The following is a 23,094-nucleotide window of genomic DNA, read 5'->3' as shown; positions in this document are numbered from 1 at the left end:
TGTGACCGGACCCCAGACCTGACATCTTCGAGCCCGCCGATTCGGCCGACCAGTCGGGGGGTGTGACCAGCGCCGGAGACGGCCGCCAGCCGATTCACCGGACACCTTCCAGTGCCCGGTTGTCGCTTTGGGTCAAGTACACCGGCGAATGCGTGCACAATCTGTACTTGTCGTGATACGCGGGCGAAGAAGGGGTGCGACCGGGTTGGCCGTGGAGTTCCGGATCCTCGGGCCGCTGGAGGTCGTCGTGGACGGCCAGGTGGCGCCGATCGGCGCTGCCAAGCACCGGACGCTGCTGGCCTGTCTGCTGCTGCGTGCCAATCGCGTGGTCTCGGTGGACGAGCTGGTCGACCGCATCTGGGACGGCGACACCCCGCACCGCTCGAAGGCGACGCTGCAGACGTACGTGATGCGCCTGCGCCAGGTGCTGGGCGACCCGTCGGTGATCCGCACGGCGGCCGACGGCTACCTGATCACAGTCGACGCCGACCACCTTGACCTGCTGCGTTTCACCGAGCTCGCAGCCGCCGCGCAGGCGACGCTGTCCAGCGGGGACCTGCCGACCGCGGCCGAGCTGTACGGCCAGGCGCTGGCCCTGTGGCGGGGCCAGCCGCTGGTGGACGTGCCCTCGGACGTGCTGCACCGCGAGGAGATCCAGCGCCTGGTCGAGTACCGGCTGGAGGTGCTGGAACGCCGGATCGAGGTGGAACTGAGCCTTGGTCGGCACACGGATCTGATCCCGCTGCTGCGCGTCGTCACGGGCGAGCACCCGTTCCAGGAGCGCTTCTGGGGCCAGCTGATGCTGGCGCTGCACCGATCGGGCCGCCAGGTGGAGGCGCTGGAGGCGTTTCGCCAGGTCAGCCGCCTGCTCGGCGAGGAACTGGGGGTCGGCCCCGGGGAGCAGCTGCGGGCGATGCACCAGGCGGTGCTGCGTGACGACCCAGGCCTGGCGCCGCCGGAGCGCGCGCCGCGGCCGCCGACCCGCGCGGTTCCGTCGGAACTGCCGGCCGACCTGGTGGACTTCGTCGGACGGCGTGAGGTGTCGGACCGGATCGCGCAGCGGCTGGTGGCCGGCGACAAGAACACGGCGGTGCCGCTGGTGACGCTGTCCGGGCCGCCGGGCGTGGGCAAGACGGCGCTGGCGATCCACGTGGCGCACGGCGTGAGCAGCCGCTTCCCGGGCGGCCAGCTGTACGTCAACCTGCGCGGTTACGCCCCGGGCCCGCCGATGAGCACGGTGGACGCGCTGACCCGGTTCCTCAAGGCGCTGGGTGTGCCGCCGTCGCAGATCCCGCTGGACGTCGAGGAGCAGATCACGCTGTACCGGTCGTGCATGGCCGGCCGGCAGGTGCTGGTGGTGCTGGACAACGCGGCGGCGGCCGAGCAGGTGCGCCCGCTGCTGCCGGGTAGCCCGGGCTGCGCGGTCCTCGTGACCAGTCGCGACACTCTCCTAGGACTGACGGCTTTGCAGGGTGCGCGGCCGGTCGGCCTGGACGCGCTGGTGCCGGAGGAGGCGCATCAGCTGCTGACGGAGATGCTCGGTGCACGGGCCGTGCTGGCCGAGCCGGACGCCGTGAAGGAGCTGGCCCAGCTGTGCGCCAATCTGCCGCTGGCGCTGCGGATCGCGGCGGCGAACCTGGCCAACCGGCCAGGCGTGGCGAACTACGTGGCGCGGCTGCGCGAGGGCAGCCGACTCGACGCGCTGGTGGTGGATGACGACGACGAGGCAGCGGTGACCGCGGCCTTCGATCTCTCGTACCACGCGTTGAAGCCGGCGGCGCGGCAGCTGTTCCGCCTGCTGGGCCTGATCCCGGGCCCGGACTTCACGGTCGAGGCGGCCGCAGCCGTGGCCTCGCTGCGGCTGGACGAGTCGCAGCGGCTGCTGGACCGGCTGGCGGCGGCCAATCTCGTGCAGCAGCACTCGCCGGGCCGCTACCACCTGCACGACCTGCTCCGCCTGTACGCCGAGCAGCGCACGAACGTGGAGGAGAACCCGGGCTCGAAGGTGATCGCCCGGTCGAACCTGGCCGCCTACTACCACCACGCCTCGGCCGCGGCCTCGAACACGCTGTCGCCGGGCAGCGTTCGGCTGCCGGTGCCGGGCGCCGGCTTCGTCGTGACGACGCCGCGGTTCGCGGACCACTTCGAGGCGTTGGCCTGGCTGGACGGGGAGCGGGCGAACCTGATCGCGGCGGTGGCGCAGGCCGAGGAGGCGGGCCCGCTGACGGCGGCCTGGGGTCTCGCGGACGCGCTGCACCGGTACTTCCGCAGCCACCGGGCCAACGACGAGGGCGTCCGGATGGCCCGGATCGGCCTGACCGCGGCGCTGCGTTCGGGCGAGCGGCGGGCGGAAGCCGTTATGCGGCAAGCGCTTGGCGTGCTGGCGTGGGACGTGAGCGACTACGGCGAGGCCGTCGACCAGCTGTCGCTGGCGGTGGCGTACTACCGCGAGATGGGGCCGGACGAGGCGCTCATCGAGGCGCTGACCGACCTCGGCGGCGTGCACGGCGAACGCGGCGATCTGGCCACCACGGCGGAGTATTTCCAGCAGGCGGTGAAGGTGGCCGAGGCGATCGGTTCCCCGGTCGGCCGCGCCATCACGCAGTTCAAGCTGGGCACGCTGAAGCAGGCGTTGGGCGAGCTCGAGGAATCGGCCGCGCTGCTGGAGAACGCGCTGGCCGGCTATCGGGCGCTCGGCCGCCGTTACGACCAGGCGTCCTGCCTGACCAATCTCGGCCTGACTTATCGCGAGCTCGGCCAGCTCGACAAGGCGCTGGCGTACATGCAGGAAGCGCTGGACCTGCGCACCGAGCTGGGCTCCTCCGACGGTCGCAGCAGCCTGCTCGACAACCTCGCCACGTTGTGCCTGGACATCGGCGACGTGGCGCAGGCAGAGGACTACGCCACGACGGCTCTCGTGCATGCCCGGGAGACCGGCGTCCGCCGCCTCGAGGCGCACACGCAGCGGTCGTTGGGCAGCATCGTGGCCCGACGCGGCGACTTCGAGTCGGCCGTACGGCACTACGAGCAGTCGCTGGCCGTCTTCCGGGAGATCGACAGCCGCGCCCTGGAGGCCGGAACGCTGCTCGAGCTGGCCGAGTTGTATCGCGGCCAAGGCGAACAGGGTCGGGCGATCGAGCTGATCCGCCGGGCGATCGCGGTGTGCGAGCCGGCAGAGCATCCCATGCTGCTGGCTCAGGCCCAGGAAGCCTTGCGGCTAGCGCTGAACGACTAGGTCGGCGCGGTCGCGCGTGCCGTCCACCTGGAACCAACCGCGCTCGAATTCCTTCCACCGCACCAGATTCGCCCGGCTGGCTTCGCCGTCACGGGCGACGGCCCGTTCGAGCGCGTCCGGCGCGTCCACCCAGATCAACTGCGACAGCCACGGCGCGGCTGCCCGCCGGCCGGAGGAAAACCCTTCCACGACAAGGATTTCCGTCGGCTCGACGACCACTTCCGCGCCGAGCGCGGGCACGCCGTCGGTCCACTCCATCCGCCGGTACCGGCCGCGCAAGCCCTGCCGCAGCGGCGTGATCACGCCGTCGACCAGCCGCGGCCACCACGCCACCGGGTCGTCCCAGGTGGCGAAGTGGTCGGTCGGCACGATCGGCAGGCCGAGCGTCGCGGCGTAGCTGGACTTGCCGGCGCCGGACGGCCCGTCGATCGCGATGATCCTCACACCGTTCGTCGGCCCGACAGCGCCCGGCCGAGCGTGAGCTCGTCGGCGAACTCCAGGTCGCCGCCCATCGGCAGGCCCGAGGCCAGCCGGGTGACGGTCAGCCCGGGGAAGTCGCGCAGCATCCGGATCAGGTACGTCGCGGTCGCCTCGCCCTCGGTGTTCGGGTCGGTTGCGAGAATGATCTCCTTGATGTCGTCGGCCCCCATCCGGGCCAGCAGCTCGCGGATGCGCAGCTTGTCGGGCCCGATGCCGGACAACGGGTCCAGCGCGCCGCCGAGCACGTGGTAGCGGCCCTTGAACTCGCGGGTCTTCTCCACCGCGACCACGTCCTTGGGCTCCTCGACCACGCAGACCACGGTGGCGTCGCGCCGCGGGTCCTTGCAGATACGGCAGGTCTGCTCCTCGGCGACGTTGCCGCAGATCTGGCAGAACTGCACCCCATCGCGCACCTTCTGGAGCGCGTCCTGCAACCGCCCGATGTCGGCCGGATCGGCCGCCAGCAGGTGGAACGCGATGCGCTGGGCGCTCTTCGGACCGACGCCGGGCAGCCGCCCCAGCTCGTCGATCAGATCCTGTACCGGTCCCTCGTACACGGTCAGAACCCGGGCAGGCTCAGGCCGCCGAGGTCGAACCCGCCGCCGAGGCCACCGGCCAGCGGGCCCATCTTCTGCGCGGCCAGCGCCTGCGCGTTGTTGTTGGCGTCGCGCACGGCCGCGACGACCAGGTCGGACAGCGTCTCGACGTCGTCGGGGTCGACCACCTTGGGGTCGATGCTCAGCGACTTGAGCTCGCCGGCGCCGGTCACCGTCGCGGTCACCAGGCCGCCGCCCGCGGTGCCGGTGACCTCCGCGGCCGCCAGCTCCTGCTGGGCGTTGACCAGCTGCTGCTGCATCTGCTGGGCCTGTTGCAGGATCTGTTGCATGTTGGGCTGGCCGGGCTGCACCGCGGCTCCTCTCGTCGGTTTGACCAGCACCAGCGTAGTCGCCGGGTGTGACAGGGTGGCTCCATGGGGCTGGACGTGAAGCGACTACTGGAACTGCACACCTGGCGGGCGTTCGACGTCGACGACGAGGGGCGGGTGCTGGCCGGTTCGGACGAGACGGGCCGGGTGCAGCTCGTCGAGCTGGCGCCGGACGGCACGCCGACCCCGCTGCCGCACCTGACCGGGGTGAGCGCCGCCCGGTACGTGAAGGGCGAACGGGCCGTGGTCGTCGAGCACGACAGCGGCGGTAACGAGCGCGGGCAGCTGTCGCTGCTGCGCATCGGGGACACGGACTATCAGCCGGTCGTGCACGACGACCGGTACATCCACCGGCTGGTCAGCATGCGGCCGGGCCGGGTGGTCTATGCGACCAACCGCCGCAACAAGGTCGACTTCGACGTCGTGGTGCGCAACCTGTTCAGCGGCGCCGAGGAGGTCGTCTACGACGGCGGCGGCTACTCGGCCGACGCCAAGCTGTCCCCGGACAGCCGCTACGTCGCCACCACGGTCGGCATCGACCAGGCCAACTCGATGCAGCTACTGCTGGTCGACACCATGCCGGCGACCGAGGCCGACCGTGTGACCGAGCTGACCGGCGCGGCCGAGGAGACCAACATCGGCCACCTCGGCTGGCTGCCCGACGGCGCCGGCCTGATCGCCACCAGCAACCGGGACCGCGAGTTCAAGGCGATCGTCCGCTACGACCTGGCCACCGCGGCGTGGACCTGGCTGGTCGCGTCGGACAAGCACGACGTGACCGGCTGGCTGTCGCCGGACGGGCAGAAGCTGTTGGTGCTGACCAATGTCGACGGCGTGGCCCGGCTGACCGTGCACGAGGCGACCGGCCGCCAGCTCGACGAGATCCAGCTGCCGGCCGACGGCTGGACCTCGTCCCCGCTGCCGGAGCCGGTGTTCTCGCCGAACTCCCGGTACGTGGCGCTGACCTTCAGCTCGCCGACGATCCCGATGGATGTGCTGCTGGTCGACCTGGAGTCGGCCAAGGTCACGCCGCTGACCGACACCGGGTCGCAGCTGGCCGGCATGGTCGAGCCGACGCACGTGCGGGCGAACGGCCAGATCCCGTGTTTCGTCTACGGCAGCGGCAAGTCCGCGGTGCTGTTCCTGCACGGCGGCCCGGAGGGCCAGTCGCAGCGGCGGTTCGATCCGCTGGTGCAGGGCCTGGTCGCCGCCGGACACGTGGTCGTGGTGCCGAACATCCGAGGATCCGTCGGCTACGGCAAGACGTACTACGCGGCCGACGACCGGCGCAAGCGGCTGGACTCGGTCCAGGACCTCGCGGTGCTGCACGACTGGCTGCCGTCGATCGGTGTCGACCCCGACAAGGTGGCGCTGTGGGGCCGGTCCTACGGCGGCTACCTGGTGCTGGCCGGGCTGGCCTTCCTGCCGGAGCGGTGGGCCGCCGGCGTGGACATCGTCGGCATCTCCTCGCTCGTGACGTTCCTGGAGAACACCTCGCCCTACCGGCGGCGGGTCCGGGAGCGGGAGTACGGCTGGCTGGACACCGACCGGGACTTCCTCGAGGAGGCCTCGCCGATGAACAAGGTCGACCAGATCCGGGCGCCGCTGTTCGTGGTGCACGGGGCCAACGACCCGCGGGTGCCGCTGAGCGAGGCCGAGCAGCTGGCCTCGGCCGTGCGGGCCAACGGTGTGGAGTGCGAACTGGTGGTGCACGCCGACGAGGGACACCAGATGGCCAACCTGGACAACAAGCTGGCCACCTATCCGAAGGCGATCGAGTTCGTCAGCCGCCTGCTGGCTTAGCCTTCTTCTCGATCGGCACCGCGCCGAGCTCCTCGTTGAGCATCGCCAGCAGCACGTCGTGCGGGTCGCGGCGGTCGACCAGCTCGCCGGGCTCCGGCTTGCGGGCCGCCTCGGCCAGCATCTGCTCCTCGGTCTCCGGCTCCGGTTCCGGCTCGGGTTCGGACGGCTCGTCCGGCTCCGGCGGCAGCGGGATGTCGTCGGCCGGGCCCGCGGCCGGCCGGGCCACCGGCGCGGGCGCCGGGGTCGGCTCGGGCTGCGGGCGGGCGGCCTGGCTGGGCCGGGTCGGGGCCGGACGCTGGCGGGGCGGGGCCGCGACCGGGGCGGCCATCGCGCCCGGCCCGCCGCCTGCTTCGCCGTGCACGACCTTGACCTGCCAGTCGCCGCCGACGACCTTGCTCACGGCCGCCGCGATGGCGTCCTGGTTCTGGGCAGCGGCCAGCCGGCGGGCAAGCGGGGCCGAGGTGTGCGCGATGGTGACGGTGTTGCCGTCCACCGACTGCACGGCGGCGTTCATCAGCATGGCCTGCGTGGACTTGCTGGGGATCGCGGCCAGGAGCTGCGACCACAGTCGGCGCAGCGCTGCCACGTCCGTGGCTCCGCTGCTCGCCGGGGCAGCCACCGGTTCCGGCTCGGGCTCCGGCTGCTGGACCTGGGGTTCCGGCTGCCTCGGCGCAGGGGCCTGGACGACCGGTTGCGCAGGCTGCGGCACTGGCTCGGGCTCGACCGGCGGTGCTTGAACCGGCTGTACCGGGGTGGGTTGGGCCGGTGTCGGTTGGGGCGCGGCAGCCGGCTCGGGCTCGGCGGTTCGCTGCGACGGCCGCTGGAACTTGCTCGCGACCGGGGCCTCCGCCGCCACCGCGCCGCCGGCGGCGACTGGGCGGTGCTCCAGCTGCTCGATCCGTTGCAGCAGCGCGGCATCCGTGGCGCTGGCGGCCGGCAGCATCATGCGGGAGCACAGCAGTTCCAGCACCAGCCGCGGCGCGGTCGCGCCGCGCATCTCGATCAGGCCGGCGTGCACGATCTCGGCGTAGCGAGTGAGCGTGGCCGGGCCGAGGCCGGAGACCTGCTCCTGCATCTGCGCCAGCTCGTCCTCGGGCGCGTTGATCAGCCCACGCTGGCCGGCGTCCGGCACCGCGGACAGCAGCACCAGGTCACGCAGCCGTTCCAACAGGTCAGCCGCGAAGCGGCGCGGGTCGTGGCCGGCCTCGACGACCCGGTCCAGTGTGCCGTACACGGCCGAGCCGTCATTGGCAGTCAGGCCGCGGACCATCTCGTCGATCAGGGCCACGTCGGTCACGCCGAGCAGCGAGATCGCCCGCTCGTACGTGACGCCCTCGTCGCCCGCGCCGGCCAGCAGCTGGTCCATCACCGACAGCGTGTCGCGGGCCGAGCCACCGCCCGCGCGCAGCACCAGCGGGTAGACCGCCGGCTCCACCTTCACGCCCTCGTCGCCGCAGATGCTCTCCAGCAGGCCGCGCAGCGTGCCCGGCGGGATCAGCCGGAAGGGGTAGTGGTGGGTGCGGGACCGGATGGTCGGCAGCACCTTCTCCGGCTCCGTGGTGGCGAAGACGAAGATCAGGTGCTCCGGCGGCTCCTCCACGATCTTCAGCAGGGCGTTGAAGCCCTGCGTGGTGACCATGTGCGCCTCGTCGATGATGAAGACCCGGTAGCGGGCCTCCGCGGGCGCGTAGAAGGCTCGGTCACGCAGTTCCCGGGCGTCGTCGACGCCACCGTGGCTGGCCGCGTCCAGCTCGACCACGTCCACCGTGCCCGAGCCGCCCGGGGCCAGTCCGATGCAGGAGTTGCACACCCCGCACGGGTTCGGCGTCGGGCCCTGCACGCAGTTCAGCGACCGGGCCAGGATGCGGGCGCTGGACGTCTTGCCGCAGCCCCGCGGCCCGGAGAACAGGTAGGCGTGATTCACCCGCCCCGCGGCCAGCGCGGCCCGCAGCGGCTCGGTGACGTGATCCTGGCCGACGACCTCGGCAAAGGTCGCGGGCCGGTACTTGCGGTAGAGGGCGAGCGCCACGGGGAAGACCCTACTGCGGTGGTCCGACAGTTCGGTGCCGGACCTGGTCCGGGCAAAAAAGGGGACCCCGCGCACCTGTCAGAGCCCGCTTATCCTTGCTGCCTTCCGGCCCTGGGGAGGTTCACAGGATGGACACCGCACGAGGTCCAACGACAGTGTAGCGGGTCCCCCGATCCGGTGCTCCGAGGGGCGGTCCCGGCGGATCGGGAGCAGGATGCCGGGCCATGGCTGAGGACACACGGCTTGAGATCGACATCGAGCTGTTCGGCGGTCCCGAGGACGGCCGGACGATCAAGGTCCCGGCGCAGCGGGACGGGGTCCCGACGCTGCCGCGCTGGGAGTTCCCGCAGCTGCCCAAGGAGCGCAACCGGGAGAAGCTGAAGGCCGCGCTGGCCGCGTCACCGGTGATCGTCTACGAGCGGCCGGCCGAGCCGAGCAACGGCCGCTGGAAGTACGTCTACGCCGGCACCCGCGCCCGTAGCTGAGGACCAGCACCAACCGTCTTGAGTAGGACTACGGATGTCCGGCCGGCCGTTGTGCTGGACAGAATCGTCGCGTGTCTGAATGGATCTCGCGCCGGCGGCAGTTGATTCCGCTGTTCGCCGGCGTGGTCGGCGCCCTGCTCGGTGCGGGCTGCGGCTGGTTCTGGACGGCGGTGACGGACCACATCCATGATCAGTGCGCCACCGAGGGCCCCACCGCCTGGTGCTGGCTGGGCGGGTTCATCTGGGGGCCGGGCATGGTGGCGGCGGCGATGATCGTGGTCGCCTTTGTCGTCGCGCTCGGGCTGGCGTTGTGCGAGGTGGTCGCGGCCGAGGCCATCGCCGTCTGGGCTTCGCTGCTCACGGTCGGCGGGGCCTGGGCGTTCGAGACGCAGCCGGCCGACAGCTGGCTCGGTTTTCTCCTGCCGGCGGCGATCCTCGGTGGCGGACTCGGCGTGACGATGCTGCTGGTGGAGGCGATCACCCGGTGGTGGCGGTCGATGTCGGCCCCGGAGCGGTAGGCCCCTGAACGCAGCAGAGGCCCCACCTGACGGCGGGGCCTCTGACCTGCGGAGGATACGGGATTTGAACCCGTGAGGGGTTTAATCCCCAACACGATTTCCAGTCGTGCGCACTAGGCCACTATGCGAATCCTCCGTGGGAGAGCTTACCGGAGGGGGTATTGACCAGCCAAAACGGCTGGTCAGCGGCGATTGTCAGACCGGCGTGCCAGGCTGAGGGGGTGACAGATCCGTTGAGCGCGCTCCTGGAGGGGACGGCGGCCAACGCCCGGCAGCGGTTCGACCAGCGCAACGGGCGGCTGGGCAGTTCGACGACCGTGCACGCGGTGCATTTACAGCGCTGGCTGGGCGAGATGCTGATCCCGGCGCCGGGCTGCCACGTGGGCACGGGGACGTGGGACTTCACCCGGTTCGTGCCGACGACCGATCCGGTGACGTGTGGCCGCTGCCTGCGTTCGCCGCAGGTCCGGCAGGCAGCGGCCGATCACGTGTCACCGCAGTTGGAGCTGGAGCTCAGCCACGAAGACAGCCGCTGACCCACTCCTCGATGCCGGCGGCGGTGATGGGCAGCGCGCTGGACAGCACGTCGGCGCCGGTGTCGGTGACGACGAGGTCGTCCTCGATGCGCACGCCGAGCCCGCGCAGCTCCGGGGGCACGGTGAGGTCGTTGGGGTGGAAGTACAACCCGGGCTCGACGGTCAGCGCCATGCCGGCGGCGAGCGTGCCCTCGTGGTACGTCTCGGCGCGGGCTTGGGCGCAGTCGTGCACGTCGAGACCGAGGTAGTGGCCGACGCCGCAGACGATGTAGCGCCGGTGGTGCTGCCCGTCGGGGTCGAGCGCCTCGTCGACGGAGACGGGCAGCAGACCCCAGTCGTGCAGGCCCTCGGCCAGCACACGCATGGCGGTGTGGTGGAAGGCGCGGTACTCGACGCCGGGACGCACGTCGGCCATGGCGGCGAGGTGGGCCTTGAGCACGAGCTCGTACACCTGCCGCTGCGGGTCGCTGAACTTGCCGCTGACCGGGAAGGTCCGGGTCACGTCGGCCGTGTAGTAGGTGTTGACCTCGACGCCGGCGTCCATCAGCAGCAGCCCGTCGGCCGGCACGTCGCCGTCACAGCGAACCCAGTGCAGCACGGGCGCATGCGGCCCGGCGGCCAGGATCGAGGCGTAGCCGGGGGCGTTGCCGCTGGTACGGGCTCGACGGTCGAAGGTGCCCTGGAGCCAGCGCTCGCCGCCGCCCTTGATCGCCATCGGCAGTTCGGCGGCGACCTCGGCGAAGCCGAGCACGGTGGCGTCAACGGCCGCCTGGAGCTGGCCGACCTCCCACGCGTCCTTGAACCGGCGCAGCTCGGCCAGGGTGGTGCGCAAGCCGGCGCTGTTGCCGTAGCCGAGGGCGTCCAGCATTGGCTCGACGCCGCCGGTCGCGTTCACGGAAGGGTGCTGGCCACGCAGCAGACCAGGCAGATCCTCGATCCGCCGACACGTCAGGCCGAGCGCCGCGCCCCACTCGGCGAGGCCGGGCACCGGCCCGATCCACAGCTCGCCGTCGCGGGCGCTGCCGAAGAACTCCGGGTCTCCTGGACGCGCCGGCTCACGGAGCAGCAGTACGGCCTCGTGACCGCCGGAGACCGGCAGCATCAGCAGCACTGCGCCTTCGGCATTGCAGCCGGTAAGCCACGAGAAGTCGCTGTCCGGGCGGAAGTCGTAGTCGGTGTCGTTGGCCCGCACGGGGGCCCGCCCGGACGCGACGGCGATGCGCTGGCCGGGGAACTCCGCGGACAGCTTGGCCCGGTGCGCGGCGGCGGCCTCGGCGGCGCCCGGGGTCAGCCGGACCTCCCGCGCGGCGTCGCCCCAGCCGGTGCCGACCGAGGACCGGAAACCGGTCGCCTCGACCAGCCTGGACGGGTCTCGCCTCGCCGGCCGATCAGTCATGTCGAGCACTCCTCACAGCGTGAACCCGTTCGGGAACGGGTCGGTTGGGTCCAGCAGGTACTGTGCCATGCCGGTCAGCCAAGCGCGGCCTTCGATCGTCGGGGTCACGCCCCGTGACGTCTCGGCCACGAGCCGCCCGATGAATCGGGTGCCCAGCAGCGACTCGTTCACGAAGTCGGTGTTCAGCGGCAGCTCGCCGCGCGCGTGCAGTTGCGCCATCCGCGCGCTGGTACCGGTGCCGCACGGCGATCGGTCGAACCAGCCGGGGTGGATGACCATGGCGTTGCGGGCGTCGCTGCCGCCGCTTCCCGGCGCGACCAGCTGCACGTGCTTGCAGCCGGCGATGCCGGGGTCTTCGCGGTGCACCGGCCGCCGCTGCGCGTTGATGGCGTCCATGATGGACAGTCCAGACGTCAGCATCTGCTCCTTCTCCTTGACGTCGAAGGAGATGCCGATCGACTCGATCGGCAGGATCGCATAGAAGTTGCCACCGTAGGCCATGTCGTAGCGGACTTCGCCCAGTCCGGGCACGTCCACGACGGCATCGAGCTCGTGCACGTACGCCGGCACGTTCTGGAACCGCACCGATTCCGCACGGCCGTCACGCACGTTGACCTCGGCGACGACCAGGCCGGCCGGGGTGTCCAGCCGCACGGTCGTCACGGGCTCCGTTACGGCGACCATGCCGGTCTCGACCAGCACGGTCGCGACCCCGATCGTGCCGTGACCGCACATCGGCAGGCAGCCGGAGACCTCGATGTACAGCACGCCCCAGTCGGCGTCCGCCCGCGTCGGCGGCTGGAGGATCGCGCCGCTCATGGCGGCGTGCCCACGCGGCTCGTTGACCAGGAGCTGCCGGATGTGGTCCATGTGCTGGACGAAGTGCTCGCGTCGCTCGGCTATTGTGGCGCCGGGGATTGGCCCGATGCCGCCGGTGATCACGCGCGTCGGCATGCCCTCGGTGTGTGAGTCGACGGCGGTGAAGTACCTGCTGGCCCGCACCTCAGACCACCCGCGCCAGGTCGGCGTCCAGCTGCCGCTGGTGCGCCTCGGTCAGCGGGCCGCGCGGCGGCCGGCAAGGGCCGCCGTAGCGGCCGATCTTGTCCATCACGTACTTGATGGCCTGCACGAACTCGGTGCGCGAATCCCAGCGGAACACCGCGACAAGTCGCTCGTACAGCTTGCGCGCCTCCTCGAGACGGCCCGCCTTGGCCAGGTTGAACAGCTCGACCGACTCGGCCGGGTAGGCGTTGGGGAAGCCGGCGAACCAGCCGGTCGCGCCCATCAGCACGGCCTCCAGCAGCACGTCGTCCGCGCCGGCGATCACCGCGAGCTCCGGGGCCTGCTCACGGATCTCCAGCACGCGGCGGACGTCGCCGGAGAACTCCTTGACCGCCAGCACGTTGTCGAGCTGGGCGATCTCGGCCAGCAGCTTCGGCGTGAGATCGACCTTGGTGTCGAACGGGTTGTTGTAGACCATCACCGGCAGGCCGACTTCCGCGACCGCGGCGAAGTGGTTGACGACCTCGGATTCGTTGGCGCGGTACATGGTCGGCGGCAGGCAGAGCAGGCCGTCCGCGCCGTCCTCGGCAGCGAGCTCGGCCCAGCGCCGGGCCTGGTGCGAGCCGGGGGCATGCACACCGACGACCACGATGCCGTCGTCGCCGACGGTGTCGATCGCGGTCTTGGCCACGCGGCGGCGTTCTTCGTCGGTCAGCGACGAGTATTCGCCGAGCGAGCCGTTCGGGCCGATGCCGTGGCAGCCGTTGTCGATCAGCCAGCGGCAGTGCTCGGCGTAGCGGTCGTAGTCGACGCTCAGGTCGTCGTGGTACGGCAGGGCGGTCGCGACGACCACTCCATCGAAGATCACGATTCCTCCACGGGGTTGGCGGCGAGGTCGCCGAGCGGGATCGGGGTGGCGATCGGCCGGCGCTGGAAGCTGGTCGGGTCGAGGTCGAGCAGGTCGGCGACGGTGTGGCCGCAGATCCGGCCCTGGCACACGCCGAGGCCGGCGCGGCTGGCCAGCTTGACCGACCTGGTCGCGGTGAGGCCTTCGGTCGCTGCCCGCAGTTTTCGGTGCGTGACGCGTTCGCAGCGGCAGATGATTGTGTCGTCCGTCAGCCAGCTGCGCCAGTTTTCTTTGACTGGATAAACCCTGGTCAGGGCGTCGGCGAAGGTCCGGTCGGCGGTGAGGCCGAGTTGCACGCCGGCGGCCCCTGCGCCGGCGATGATGCCCTGGTGCGCGGCCAGTTCCGCGCCACCGATGCCGGTGATCTCGCCGGCCGCGAAGACCCACGGCACCGAGGTTCTCTGCTTCTCGTCGATGGTGACGAAGCCGTTGCTGATGTGGCAGCCGGCGGCGATCGCCAGCTCCAGCTGCGGGACGAAACCGTAGCCGACACAGACCGCATCGGCTGGGATCTGCTTGGTGCGTATGGGATTCCAGTCGTTGTCGAGGGCCGCGACGGTGACTTCGCGGACGCGGTCGTCGCCGTGGGCGGCGATCACCGCTGTCCGTTCACGGTAGTGCGGCGCGACTTTGGCGTACTGGGCCAGTTCCAGCAGTTTGCGGCGGCCGGCGATGAGCGCTTTCGGTTCCCTGAGCCAGTTCCGTGACGGGGCGTTGGCCTCGAAGACCTTCACCCTGGCGCCGACGTCCATGAGCGAGCTGGCGACCGGCAGCAGGAACGGCCCGGTGCCGGCGACGATCACTTTGTGCCCCAAGGCAATATGTTGGCCTTTGGCCATCGCCTGGGCCGCGCCGGCGGTGTAGACCCCGGGCAGGTCCCAACCGGGGAACGGCAGCGTGCGGTCGTAGGCCCCGGTGGCCAGGATCAGCTTGTCCGCCGTGACGACACGGGATCCGGTGAGGTGCAGGCGATTGCCCTCGATCGCCCAGACGCTCGTGTCCGGGAGGTGTCGCACGCGGTCGTGATTTACCCGGATTTCCTTGGCACGGAAGGATTGCCGGTGGTACTGGCCGCCGATCCCCGGCGCGGAGTCGATCAGCAGCACCTCCTCGCCGGCCCGCGCCGCCGTGACGGCCGCGTTGACGCCGGCCGGTCCCGCGCCGACCACGACGACGGTCATCGCGTGCTCACCTCGTCGCCGTCGCGCAGAATCCGTTGGCAGGCCCGGACATCCGGCACGTCATTGACCGTGACCAGGCAGCCGTGGCAGACGCCGATCGCGCAGAAGACGCCGATATCGGGCACCACCGCCGCGATCGTCCGGCCGGGTTCGACCGTGCGCGGCTCGCCGTTGACCGTGACGTTCATGCCAGACCTGGCCGGTCGACGCGGAACGGTTTCGGGTCGACGTGGGGCTTTTGGCCGGTCATCAGCTCCGTCAGCAGTCGTCCGGTGGCCACGGCCAGGCCGATGCCGGCGCCTTCGTGGCCGGTGGCGTGCCAGAGGCCCGGCACGCGGTGGTCCTGGCCGATGACCGGGAGGTGATCCGGCAGGTACGGCCGGAAACCGCCGTAGGCGCGCATCACGTTCACCTTGCGCAGCTTGGGAAAGAGCCGGATCGCCTTGCGAGCGAGCTCGCGCAGGACATCGACCTGGATGGTGTCGTCGAAGCCGACGCGCTGCCGGCTGGAGCCGATCAGCACCGTGCCGGCCGGCGTCGACTCCACCACGGTCGAGGTCTGGAGATCGGCGTCGCCGCTGGCCACCGCGCCGACGTAATCGGCGTCGTACACCTTGTGCCGCACCAGGTCTTTCACCGGCGTGGTCACCAGGATCAGGCCTCGTCGGGGCAGCACCGGGATCGGCGCGCCGGCGTTGGCCGCAAACTCGCCGGCCCACGGGCCGCAGGCGTTGACGACGTGATCACAAGCAATGGCACCGCGATCTGTGAGCAGCGCGTTTCTGCTGACACCGGTCGCCGTCACGCCAGATAGGAGCTGGCCGCCACGCTGCCGCACGGCGGAGAGCAGCGTGGTGGCCAGCAGCACGGGTTGCACCTGGCCGTCCTCGGGATAGTGGACGGCCGCGGTGATCTCGCGGGTGAGGTTGGGTTCGAGTTCGAGGGCCTGGCCGGCGGTGATCTCGTGGGCGGTGACGCCGGCTTCTCGTTGCCGGGCGGCGAAATCGTGCAGTGGCCGGGGATCAGTGGTGGCGACGACGAGACCGCCCTTGGGCTGCCATTCCACGTCGGCCTGGCCGAGTTCCCCGGCCAGCTTGGCCAGGAGGATCGGGAGTTGCCGACGAGATGCCTGGGCCAGTTCAAGTTCCGGGCCCGGTTCCTTGTCCGAGACCAGCACGTTGCCCTCGCCGGCCCCGGTCGTGCCGGCCGCCGGGCCGCTGCGGTCGACCACCGTGACGGTCACGCCGGCGGCGCTGAGCGCCTCGGCGCAGGCCGCACCGATCACTCCCGCCCCGACGACCACCACGCGCACGGCCACCTCCGTTCGTTAAAATGAACGCTACGGGTCGGTGGTGGCACAGGTCAAGGCCGGCGGGCCGGCATCGGCCGGGTACTGGAGCAGCAGCACCGACAGCACCGGCCCGTCGACCGCGCGGTAGATGTGCGGGCGGTCGGCCGGGAAGCTCACGTAGTCGCCGGGGCCGAGTTCGTACGGGTCGTCCGGCGGGCCGATCAGCAGCCGGCCGGTGACCACCGTGACGTGCTCGATGCCGGCGTGGCCGTCCGAATGCTGCTGCTGCCCGGGCCGGACCCGCTGGTCGTACATCTCGAACACGGTCTCGGTGACGTCGAGGCGGCGCAGCATCCGCAGGTCGACCGCGTTGCTGCTGAGCACCTCCAGGTCGGCGGAACGGATCAGCACCACGTCCGGGTCGCTGCGCAACGTCAGCAGGCTCGACACCGGCACGCTCAGGGCGTTCGACAAACTGAACACAGTCTCGATGGTCGGATTGCCGGCGCCGGACTCCAGCTGGGACAGCGTGCCCTTGGCGATGCCCGACCGGCGGGCCAGTTCGGACAGCGACAGGCCACTGCGCTCGCGCAGCACCTTCAGGTTCGCCGCCAACACCTGGCCGGCCTTCGGCTGAGTCACGCCCCCACAATGACATGAAGGGGCCCAACCCGACGTTCAACGTCAGGAAGGGCCCCTTCCAAGCAGTGCTACTTGGCCGGCGGCGCGAAGCAGTGCGCCAGGTCGAGCAGCTGGTCGAGGAACTCGTTGCCGGTGCTCGGCCGGAACCGGACCACCTGCGGGTCGTGGTCGCTGGCCTGGTCGAAGAACTCCGAGTTGACGTGCACGACGTCGTACTCGACACCACGCGGCGCGGTGCTGACCAGCAGGTGGTCCAGCACCTCCGAGTTGCCCTGGTAGACGTAGCTGTAGCGCTGGTTCGCCGGCAGCTCGTTCACCAGGTCACGCAGCGCGCCACCGGCGGTCAGGGTGGCCACCGTCGGCGAGAACTGCATGTCGTTGAAGTCGCCCGGGATGACGATGTTGGCCTTCTGGTTCACCGCCAGGATCTGGTCGACGAACGCGCGCAGCGCCGCCGTCTGCTGCCCGCGCTGCACCTCCGAGCCACGCGTCGGCGGCTGGTTGCGGCCGACGTCCGGCTGGTCGCCGAGCTTGGACACGAGGTGGTTGCCGATCACGATGACCTCACGGCCCTGGAACCGGAACTCCGCCGCCAGCGGCTTGCGGCTGGCGTTCCAGGCCGGGTTGGTCGGGTCGACACGGCCGGGCGAGATCGACAACTCGGCCTTGCCGTGGTTGTCGACGATCGTCGTCGCGGTGGTCGCGTCACCGCCCGGACGGTCCACAAGGGACACCCGCTTCGGGTTGTAGAAGAAGGCGATCCGGATGTTGCCGCCCGGCTGGCCGCCGTCGGCGTCGTTGGTCGGATCGATCTCCGTCCACTTGTACTTCGGGCCGCCCGCCGCCACCACGGCGTCGGCGAACTTCTGCAGAGTCTGGTCGGCCGCGACGGTGCCGTCGTCAGTGGCGCCCGAGTTGTCCTGGATCTCCTCCAGCGACACGATGTCCGGCCCGGCCAGGTTGTGCACCAGGTTCGTGGCCAGGCGGTCGTACTTGGCCTGCGCGTCGGTCGGCGCCAGGTTCTCCACGTTGTACGTGGCCACCGCCAGCTCGTCCACGGTCTGCTTGTCCGTGGTCTCCGGCTGGAGACCGCCAGAGACGAGGCTGCCCAGCTGGGTTGCCTGCACCACGTAGCCGCCGAACTGGGTGTAGTCCAGCGGGCCCGCGGTCGCGCCCGTGAGCTTGTCGCCCACGTTGGCCTTGGGGAAGGGCGTCTGGGCGAACGGGATCAGCGACTGCACCTCGAGCCGGCCCGCGTTGTTGTCGTCATAGCCCAGGTAGACCGTGCCGCCGCGGACGCTCGGGTTCTGCGCCGGCTTCGTCGTCACGTACAGCTCGTTGAACTTGTCGGTCGGGCCGACCACGCGGGCGTCGTCCACCTCGACCCGCATGCCCTCACGCGACTCGAAGAAGTCCAGCGCGTACTTGTCCGGTTGGAGCGTCAGACCCTCGATGTTGCCGCCGGTCGGGGCGAACGTCGTCGGCACCGTATCCGGGTGCAGGACCTCGGCCGGCGGCAGCGGGTTGCCACTCGACAGCACGGTGACTGTGGCCGAGCCCAGCTCCGTGTTGGACTGGTACAGCGACTTCGCGCCGGACTCGTCCGGGTAGAACTCCGAGACCTTGCCCGAGACCTTGATCGAGTCGCCCGGCTGGACGGTGGCCTTGGCCGAGCCGGTGTAGACGAAGATGCCCTCGCTGGTGCGCGGGTCGGCGTCCGGCGTCGGGTCCTGGAAGAAGAAGCCCTGGCTGTTGCCGAAGGTGCGGACGCCCGTCACGATGCCCGGCACGTCGCTGACCTGCTTGCCGACCAGCGGCGAGAGGCGGGTCGTGCCCTGGATGTCGTGGATGCGGGCCGGGATCCCGGTCGGCGGCGTCGGGCCGCCACCCGTGGTCTCACCCTTGCTGTTCGTCGGCGCCGGGGTGGCCGTCGCGAAGTCCTTGCTGTTGTCGTCGGTGTCTCCCGCCGTCCGGGACACCGCCGTCGTGTTGCTCGGGGCCGGGGCGCTCGTGCCCTCCACCACCACAGCGCCGCCGAAGCCCACCAGGTCGTGCACCCTCGGGTCGGCCGCGCAGTCCGCCGCCGTCAGGCAGGTCAGCGGGTCCGAGCCGGACACCAGAGCCACCGTGCCCGCCGTCGCCGACATGTTGATGTTGCCGGTCGCGTCCGGGGTCGGCAGCGCCGTCGAGCCGCCCGTGCCCTTCGCCTCGCCCACCAGGTACTTCGCACCCGGGGCGACACTGCCCGTCAGCGCCGTCGTCTGCCAGGTGCTCGTCGGCTTCGGGGCCGCCGGCAGGTACTGCACGCTCCAGCCGTCGACCGACACCGCCGCCGTTGACCGGTTGGCCAGCTCGACGTAGTCGGAGGTCAGGGTCGCGGTGGTGTTGCCGCCGCCCCCGTAGACCTCGGCGATCAGGGCATCGGCACTCGGCGCCGCGGACACCGGGGCCGCCGTGACGACCAGGCCGGCCGACAACAGCGCGGTCACCGCCGTGCCGGCCATGGCTCTGCGGCGGTGTGGAGATGGGGTCACCCTCGTCCTCCTACTAGCTCAGTGGTCGGGGCATCCTCCCCCGGTTGAGTGAACGCCGGAAGGCTTTTGCGCAACGGTTACCTGGTAGTACGAAGGGCGGCAACTTCGGTCTTCTAGGTCACAGGGGCGGAACCCGACACTGTGCCCCTCCCTCGTATCAAGTGGTGGCGGGACTTCGACAACCCGCCGCCGGAGGGGGACTCCCGTCATGAAGTGGTTGATCGTCTTATCGTTCTCAGGCGCGGCTTTGGCCGTCGCCGCCTTCGTGCTGTCGCTCGTCCTGGGCCCCGCGATGCCCCTCAGCCCGCTCGCGATGGCCTCGGCCCTCGTACCCGTCGTGCTGATCGGCTTCTTCGCGCTGCGCGGAACCAGCCACGACAGCACCTACCGCACGCTGCACCGCTTCTCCACGGCGGCCAAGCGCCTGCTCCTGCTCGACCTCCTACTCGGGCTGGCCGGCGCCGTCGTCATCGTGAGCGCCATATCCGCCATGCCCTCCCGCGGCCGCCTCTCCAGCCCTCTTCCCCTCAGCGCCGCTGAGCACTACGCCACCCTGGTCGCCCCGTTCCGCGCCACCGCCGGCGCCGTTCTGCTCGCCTACGCCGTTGTCGGCGTGCTGATCCTGATCCGCATCCACTACCGGCCGCCGGTCGTTCGCCGCTGACACGACGAAGCCCCGGCAACCAGGTTCGGTTGCCGGGGCTTCGTGCAGCGGTGGCGGTGGGATTTGAACCCACGGAGGGTCTCCCCTCACACGCTTTCGAGGCGTGCTCCTTCGGCCGCTCGGACACGCCACCGGTAAGAACATTACAGGAGGCGTTCCAGGGGTTTACACGTGGGGGCGGCGGGCGGCGAAGAAGGAGTCCATGAGGGCGGCGCACTCCTGTGAGAGGACGCCGCCGAGGACCTCGGGGCGGTGGTTGAGGCGGCGGTCGCGGACGACGTCCCAGAGGGAGCCGACGGCGCCGGTCTTGGGTTCCCAAGCGCCGAAGACGACGCGGGAGACGCGGGCCAGGACGAGGGCGCCGGCGCACATGGTGCAAGGTTCGACGGTGACGGCGAGGGTGCAGCCCTCGAGGCGCCAACCGTCGCCGAGGACGCCGGCGGCGGCGCGGAGGGCGAGGATCTCGGCATGGGCGGTGGGATCGCCGAGGCGCTCACGGGCGTTGCAGGCGGAAGCGAGCTCCCGGCCGTCACGGTCGACGACCACGGCGCCGATGGGGATGTCGTCGCCGGCCTGGCGAGCGGCCCGGATGGCCGCCCGGACCAGCGCCTCGTCACTGCTGGACACGGTCGACGAGCGCGGCGAACTCGGAGCTGAAACCACAGCGCTGGGCGATCATCTGCAACTGCTCGTCGGGGTAGAGGTCGACCTCGTCGACGATCACCTGGAGCTCGCCGTCGGGCAGCCCGAGATCGGCGAGGATGGCCAGGTCGCCCTCGGGCCACAGCCCGTCGTCCTCATCGTCGGGCGGCTCGACGCGCAGCAGGTCGAGCACGTCGGCGGCGATGTCGTAGTCCAGCGCGGCGGCGGCGTCGGACAGTAGCAGGGACACCCCGCCGGGACTGGGCCGCAGCAGCACGAAGAACTCGTCGTCGACGTTGAGCATGCCGAACAGCGCCCCGGTCGACCTGATCTTGCGCAGGGCGGTGATGGCGGCGTCGAGCTCGTTCAGTGTGGCCAGTTCGAGCGAGCTGCAGCGCCATTTGCCGTCCTCGCGGACGACGGCGACACCGAAACCACCGACCGGCTCGTGCACCGACATGTGCACACCGTAAGCGCACGGGCCGGTCACCCGGAAGCACTATCCCCCAAGCTGGCCCCACGGAGATCGGCCGGACGGTGGTTCCGGTGGGACCATGGCTGGATGACCACTTCAGCGGCACGCCCAGCAACCACCCAGTCAGGTGACCCCAGGCTCGCTGGTCTCATCGAGGCCGCCAGGGCGCTGCAACCACGGACGGTGGCGCTGCGACGGCAGGTGCACAAGCGGCCTGAGCTGGGTCTGAGGCTTCCGCTGACGCAGGCGGCGGTGCTGCACGCGCTGGAGGGTCTGCCGCTGGAGATCACCACGGGCAAGTCGACGGACTCGGTGGTCGCGGTCCTGCACGGCGCACGACCGGGCCCGACCGTGCTGCTTCGTGCGGACATGGATGCACTGCCTCTGACGGAGCAGACCAGTTGCGCGTTCGCGTCCGAGGTGCACGGGACGATGCACGCTTGCGGCCACGACACCCACGTGGCGATGCTCGCGTCGGCGGCCCGGCTGCTGTGTGCCCGCAAGGAGGCCCTCAACGGCCACGTCGTCTTCATGTTCCAGCCGGGCGAGGAGGGCCACCACGGGGCCAAGCACATGATCGACGAGGGTGTCCTCGGCGCCTCCGGCCTGCTGGCCAACAAGGCGTTCGCCCTGCACATCACGTCGACCGTGCGGTCCGGGGTGATCACGAGCCGGCCGGGTCCGATCATGGCGGCGGCCGACGTGTTCCGGGTGCGGGTGATCGGCCGCGGCGGTCACGCCTCGCAGCCGCACAAGGCGCTGGACCCGGTGCCGGCCGCGGCGGCGATGGTCGGCGCCCTGCAGACGATGATCACCCGCCGGATCGCCACCACCGAGCCGGCCGTGCTCACCGTGGCCAAGATCGCCGCCGGCACCACCAGCAACATCATCCCGGAGCTGGCCGAGCTGGAGGGCACGATCCGCACCTTCTCCGAGACCACCCGCTCCGAGGTGCACACCGAGGCCAAGCGGATCTGCGAGCACACGGCGGCGGCCTACGGCTGCTCGGCCACGTTCCAGATCGAGCGCGGCTACCCGATCACCGTCAACGACGCCGGCGTGGCCGACACGGTGCTCGGCCTGGCCGCCGGCGTGCTGGGGCAGCGCTACAGCGAGCCGATGGCCGAGCCGATGATGGGCGCCGAGGACTTCTCGTACGTGACCAGGCAGATTCCCGGCACGATGGCCTTCCTCGGCGCCTGCCCGCCGTCCATCGGGCTGGACGAGGCCGCCCCCAACCACTCCAACCGGGTGCTGTTCGACGAGGCCGCGATGGAGCACGGCGTGGCCATGTACGCAGCGTTCGCGCTGGACGCGCTGCGTTAAACACCCGGGGTGGTTTCGCCAGGTTCGCCGGTCGCGGCAGGATGGGGCACGTGCTGCCTGTTTGTGTGATCGGGTTGGGTCTGATCGGCGGGTCCGTCATGCGCGCCGCCAGCGCTGCCGGCCGGGCGACCTGGGGTGCCACCGCCTCGACAACGGACGCCGAGGCCGCGCGCGCCGCCGGCTTCACCGTCGAGGACAGCGTGGACGACGCGCTGCGCCGGGCCGATGAGGAAGACGCCCTCATCGTGCTGGCCGTGCCGCTGACAGCCTTGGCGGAGGTGCTGCGCTCGGTCTCCGCCTACGCCCCCGGCTGCCGCCTCACCGACGTCATCAGCGTCAAGGGCGCGGTGTCCGAGGCCGTGCGCAAGATCAACCCGTACGCCCGGTACGTCGGCGGGCACCCGATGGCCGGCACCTCGCGGTCCGGGTGGTCCGCCGGCTCGGCCGAGCTGTTCCGGGACGCGGCCTGGGTCGTCACGACCGAGGACGACAGCGACGAGGAGGTGTGGACCGAGGTCGTTCAGCTGGCCCTGGCCTGCGGCGCCAACGTCGTGCCGGCCTCGGCGTCCGCCCATGACGACGCCGTCGCCCGCATCTCGCACCTGCCGCACCTCATGGCCGCGGTGCTGGCCAGCGTCGGCGCCTCTGGCGGGCCGCTGTCGCTCGCCCTGGCCGCCGGCGCGTTCGGTGACGGCACCCGCGTCGCCGGCAGCCGTCCGGAGCTCGTGCAGGCCATGTGCGAGGGCAATCGCGCCGCCCTGCTCGACGCCGTCGACGACGCACTGGGTCGCCTCGGCGCCGCCCGAGGGTCCCTCGCGTCCACCGGCGGCCTCGCCGCCACCGTCAACGCCGGGCACCTGGCCCGTAGGGAGCTCGAACAGCACCGCTCGGGCACGCGGCACCCCGTCAAGGTCGACCTGGAGGCTCGGGACGCCCTCGCCACCCTCCGCGACCTCGGCAACAAGGGCGGCCGCCTGACCGCCCTGGACGGCACCGTCGCGATCGTGCAGATGCTCTGATCAG

At 71.0% G+C, this 23,094-nt stretch carries 22 protein-coding genes, 2 tRNA genes and 1 other RNA gene; 8 read left to right on the top strand and 17 right to left on the bottom strand.

Annotated features, from left to right (window positions below; translation table 11 throughout):
• Window positions 1-211: 211 nt before the first annotated feature.
• Window positions 212-3,235, top strand: coding sequence for an AfsR/SARP family transcriptional regulator (locus M3Q35_RS35155; protein WP_273944588.1), 3,024 nt, complete (start codon window positions 212-214; stop codon window positions 3,233-3,235).
• Here M3Q35_RS35155 and M3Q35_RS35150 read toward each other — a convergent pair.
• The 3 genes from M3Q35_RS35150 to M3Q35_RS35140 are packed head-to-tail and all read right to left on the bottom strand — an operon-like array spanning window position 3,218 to window position 4,601.
• The gene (locus M3Q35_RS35150) at window positions 3,218-3,679 is read right to left on the bottom strand and encodes a uridine kinase family protein (protein ID WP_273936830.1); all 462 of its coding nucleotides are present in this window, start codon (window positions 3,677-3,679) and stop codon (window positions 3,218-3,220) included. The genes M3Q35_RS35155 and M3Q35_RS35150 overlap by 18 nt on opposite strands.
• Window positions 3,676-4,272, bottom strand: a complete 597-nt coding sequence (recR, locus tag M3Q35_RS35145; RefSeq protein ID WP_273936829.1) for a recombination mediator RecR — start codon at window positions 4,270-4,272, stop codon at window positions 3,676-3,678. The genes M3Q35_RS35150 and recR overlap by 4 nt, the downstream gene beginning before the upstream one ends.
• A 2-nt stretch (window positions 4,273-4,274) precedes the next feature.
• Window positions 4,275-4,601, bottom strand: a complete 327-nt coding sequence (locus M3Q35_RS35140; protein WP_273944586.1) for a YbaB/EbfC family nucleoid-associated protein — start codon at window positions 4,599-4,601, stop codon at window positions 4,275-4,277.
• A gap of 84 nt (window positions 4,602-4,685) precedes the next feature.
• On the opposite strand from M3Q35_RS35140, the gene M3Q35_RS35135 reads away from it, so the two are divergent.
• Window positions 4,686-6,443, top strand: a complete 1,758-nt coding sequence (locus M3Q35_RS35135) for an alpha/beta fold hydrolase (RefSeq protein WP_273936828.1) — start codon at window positions 4,686-4,688, stop codon at window positions 6,441-6,443.
• On the opposite strand, the gene M3Q35_RS35130 is transcribed toward M3Q35_RS35135, so the two are convergent.
• Both M3Q35_RS35130 and ffs read right to left on the bottom strand, forming a co-directional pair.
• Window positions 6,424-8,472 carry a DNA polymerase III subunit gamma and tau gene (locus M3Q35_RS35130; protein ID WP_273936827.1) on the bottom strand — a complete coding sequence of 683 codons (2,049 nt, stop codon included), beginning with the start codon at window positions 8,470-8,472 and terminating at the stop codon, window positions 6,424-6,426. The genes M3Q35_RS35135 and M3Q35_RS35130 overlap by 20 nt on opposite strands.
• Before the next feature lie 55 nt (window positions 8,473-8,527).
• An RNA gene (ffs, locus tag M3Q35_RS35125) (signal recognition particle sRNA small type) lies at window positions 8,528-8,624 on the bottom strand.
• Between the two features lie 72 nt (window positions 8,625-8,696).
• Here ffs and M3Q35_RS35120 point away from each other — a divergent pair.
• Together M3Q35_RS35120 and M3Q35_RS35115 are read left to right on the top strand one after the other, a co-directional pair.
• Window positions 8,697-8,957 (top strand): hypothetical protein, encoded by a 261-nt coding sequence (locus tag M3Q35_RS35120; protein ID WP_273936826.1) that lies wholly within the window; start codon window positions 8,697-8,699, stop codon window positions 8,955-8,957.
• 71 nt (window positions 8,958-9,028) lie between these two features.
• Window positions 9,029-9,475: a hypothetical protein gene (locus M3Q35_RS35115; protein ID WP_273936825.1), complete on the top strand. Its 447-nt coding sequence runs from the start codon at window positions 9,029-9,031 to the stop codon at window positions 9,473-9,475.
• Between the two features lie 49 nt (window positions 9,476-9,524).
• Here the strand turns inward: M3Q35_RS35115 and M3Q35_RS35110 are convergent.
• Window positions 9,525-9,611 (bottom strand) — tRNA-Ser (locus M3Q35_RS35110).
• A gap of 85 nt (window positions 9,612-9,696) precedes the next feature.
• On the opposite strand from M3Q35_RS35110, the gene M3Q35_RS35105 reads away from it, so the two are divergent.
• The gene (locus M3Q35_RS35105; protein ID WP_273936824.1) at window positions 9,697-10,011 is read left to right on the top strand and encodes a hypothetical protein; all 315 of its coding nucleotides are present in this window, start codon (window positions 9,697-9,699) and stop codon (window positions 10,009-10,011) included.
• Here M3Q35_RS35105 and M3Q35_RS35100 read toward each other — a convergent pair.
• The 8 genes from M3Q35_RS35100 to M3Q35_RS35065 form a co-directional block, all read right to left on the bottom strand.
• Window positions 9,989-11,407 carry an aminopeptidase P family protein gene (locus M3Q35_RS35100; RefSeq protein ID WP_273936823.1) on the bottom strand — a complete coding sequence of 473 codons (1,419 nt, stop codon included), beginning with the start codon at window positions 11,405-11,407 and terminating at the stop codon, window positions 9,989-9,991. The genes M3Q35_RS35105 and M3Q35_RS35100 overlap by 23 nt on opposite strands.
• A gap of 12 nt (window positions 11,408-11,419) precedes the next feature.
• A complete protein-coding gene (locus M3Q35_RS35095; protein WP_273936822.1) occupies window positions 11,420-12,409 on the bottom strand; it encodes a proline racemase family protein in 990 nt (329 codons plus the stop codon).
• A gap of 1 nt (window position 12,410) precedes the next feature.
• On the bottom strand, window positions 12,411-13,277 hold the full coding sequence (locus tag M3Q35_RS35090) for a dihydrodipicolinate synthase family protein (RefSeq protein ID WP_273936820.1): 867 nt from the start codon (window positions 13,275-13,277) through the stop codon (window positions 12,411-12,413).
• Window positions 13,274-14,497 (bottom strand): NAD(P)/FAD-dependent oxidoreductase, encoded by a 1,224-nt coding sequence (locus tag M3Q35_RS35085; protein WP_273936819.1) that lies wholly within the window; start codon window positions 14,495-14,497, stop codon window positions 13,274-13,276. Before M3Q35_RS35085 ends, M3Q35_RS35090 begins: the two co-directional genes overlap by 4 nt.
• Window positions 14,494-14,685 carry a 2Fe-2S iron-sulfur cluster-binding protein gene (locus M3Q35_RS35080; protein WP_273936818.1) on the bottom strand — a complete coding sequence of 64 codons (192 nt, stop codon included), beginning with the start codon at window positions 14,683-14,685 and terminating at the stop codon, window positions 14,494-14,496. The genes M3Q35_RS35085 and M3Q35_RS35080 overlap by 4 nt, the downstream gene beginning before the upstream one ends.
• Window positions 14,682-15,800, bottom strand: coding sequence for an NAD(P)/FAD-dependent oxidoreductase (locus M3Q35_RS35075; RefSeq protein WP_273944585.1), 1,119 nt, complete (start codon window positions 15,798-15,800; stop codon window positions 14,682-14,684). The genes M3Q35_RS35080 and M3Q35_RS35075 overlap by 4 nt, the downstream gene beginning before the upstream one ends.
• Window positions 15,801-15,836: 36 nt before the next feature.
• Window positions 15,837-16,430, bottom strand: a complete 594-nt coding sequence (locus M3Q35_RS35070; RefSeq protein ID WP_273936817.1) for a helix-turn-helix domain-containing protein — start codon at window positions 16,428-16,430, stop codon at window positions 15,837-15,839.
• A gap of 68 nt (window positions 16,431-16,498) precedes the next feature.
• The gene (locus M3Q35_RS35065) at window positions 16,499-18,964 is read right to left on the bottom strand and encodes an endonuclease/exonuclease/phosphatase family protein (RefSeq protein ID WP_379794405.1); all 2,466 of its coding nucleotides are present in this window, start codon (window positions 18,962-18,964) and stop codon (window positions 16,499-16,501) included.
• Window positions 18,965-19,172: 208 nt separating this feature from the next.
• Between M3Q35_RS35065 and M3Q35_RS35060 the strand changes: the two genes are divergently transcribed.
• Entirely contained in the window at window positions 19,173-19,628 is a 456-nt protein-coding gene (locus M3Q35_RS35060; protein ID WP_273936816.1) for a hypothetical protein, read from the top strand.
• A 48-nt stretch (window positions 19,629-19,676) separates the two neighbouring features.
• Here the strand turns inward: M3Q35_RS35060 and M3Q35_RS35055 are convergent.
• The 3 genes from M3Q35_RS35055 to M3Q35_RS35045 all read right to left on the bottom strand — a co-directional run bounded on the left by M3Q35_RS35055 (window position 19,677) and on the right by M3Q35_RS35045 (window position 20,730).
• Window positions 19,677-19,761 (bottom strand) — tRNA-Ser (locus tag M3Q35_RS35055).
• A 32-nt stretch (window positions 19,762-19,793) separates the two neighbouring features.
• On the bottom strand, window positions 19,794-20,255 hold the full coding sequence (locus tag M3Q35_RS35050; protein ID WP_273936815.1) for a nucleoside deaminase: 462 nt from the start codon (window positions 20,253-20,255) through the stop codon (window positions 19,794-19,796).
• Window positions 20,242-20,730, bottom strand: coding sequence for a tRNA adenosine deaminase-associated protein (locus tag M3Q35_RS35045; RefSeq protein WP_273936814.1), 489 nt, complete (start codon window positions 20,728-20,730; stop codon window positions 20,242-20,244). Before M3Q35_RS35045 ends, M3Q35_RS35050 begins: the two co-directional genes overlap by 14 nt.
• A gap of 102 nt (window positions 20,731-20,832) precedes the next feature.
• Here M3Q35_RS35045 and M3Q35_RS35040 point away from each other — a divergent pair, with 102 nt between their 5' ends.
• Window positions 20,833-22,071, top strand: coding sequence for a M20 metallopeptidase family protein (locus M3Q35_RS35040; RefSeq protein WP_273936813.1), 1,239 nt, complete (start codon window positions 20,833-20,835; stop codon window positions 22,069-22,071).
• Window positions 22,072-22,112: 41 nt separating this feature from the next.
• On the top strand, window positions 22,113-23,090 hold the full coding sequence (locus M3Q35_RS35035; protein WP_379794404.1) for a prephenate dehydrogenase: 978 nt from the start codon (window positions 22,113-22,115) through the stop codon (window positions 23,088-23,090).
• Window positions 23,091-23,094 lie beyond the last annotated feature (4 nt).

This window comes from Kutzneria chonburiensis (assembly GCF_028622115.1).
Classification (GTDB): Bacteria; Actinomycetota; Actinomycetes; order Mycobacteriales; family Pseudonocardiaceae; genus Kutzneria; species Kutzneria chonburiensis.
This window is presented reverse-complemented; position numbering and strand designations above follow the sequence as displayed.

Coding starts and splice junctions, on each gene's coding strand:
- M3Q35_RS35140 (WP_273944586.1), bottom strand. CDS start 4,601: ATGCAACAGATCCTGCAACAGGCCCAGCAGATGCAGCAGCAGCTGGTC.
- M3Q35_RS35135 (WP_273936828.1), top strand. CDS start 4,686: ATGGGGCTGGACGTGAAGCGACTACTGGAACTGCACACCTGGCGGGCG.
- M3Q35_RS35120 (WP_273936826.1), top strand. CDS start 8,697: ATGGCTGAGGACACACGGCTTGAGATCGACATCGAGCTGTTCGGCGGT.
- M3Q35_RS35100 (WP_273936823.1), bottom strand. CDS start 11,407: ATGACTGATCGGCCGGCGAGGCGAGACCCGTCCAGGCTGGTCGAGGCG.
- M3Q35_RS35085 (WP_273936819.1), bottom strand. CDS start 14,497: ATGACCGTCGTCGTGGTCGGCGCGGGACCGGCCGGCGTCAACGCGGCC.
- M3Q35_RS35080 (WP_273936818.1), bottom strand. CDS start 14,685: ATGAACGTCACGGTCAACGGCGAGCCGCGCACGGTCGAACCCGGCCGG.
- M3Q35_RS35060 (WP_273936816.1), top strand. CDS start 19,173: ATGAAGTGGTTGATCGTCTTATCGTTCTCAGGCGCGGCTTTGGCCGTC.
- M3Q35_RS35045 (WP_273936814.1), bottom strand. CDS start 20,730: ATGTCGGTGCACGAGCCGGTCGGTGGTTTCGGTGTCGCCGTCGTCCGC.
- M3Q35_RS35040 (WP_273936813.1), top strand. CDS start 20,833: ATGACCACTTCAGCGGCACGCCCAGCAACCACCCAGTCAGGTGACCCC.
- M3Q35_RS35035 (WP_379794404.1), top strand. CDS start 22,113: ATGGGGCACGTGCTGCCTGTTTGTGTGATCGGGTTGGGTCTGATCGGC.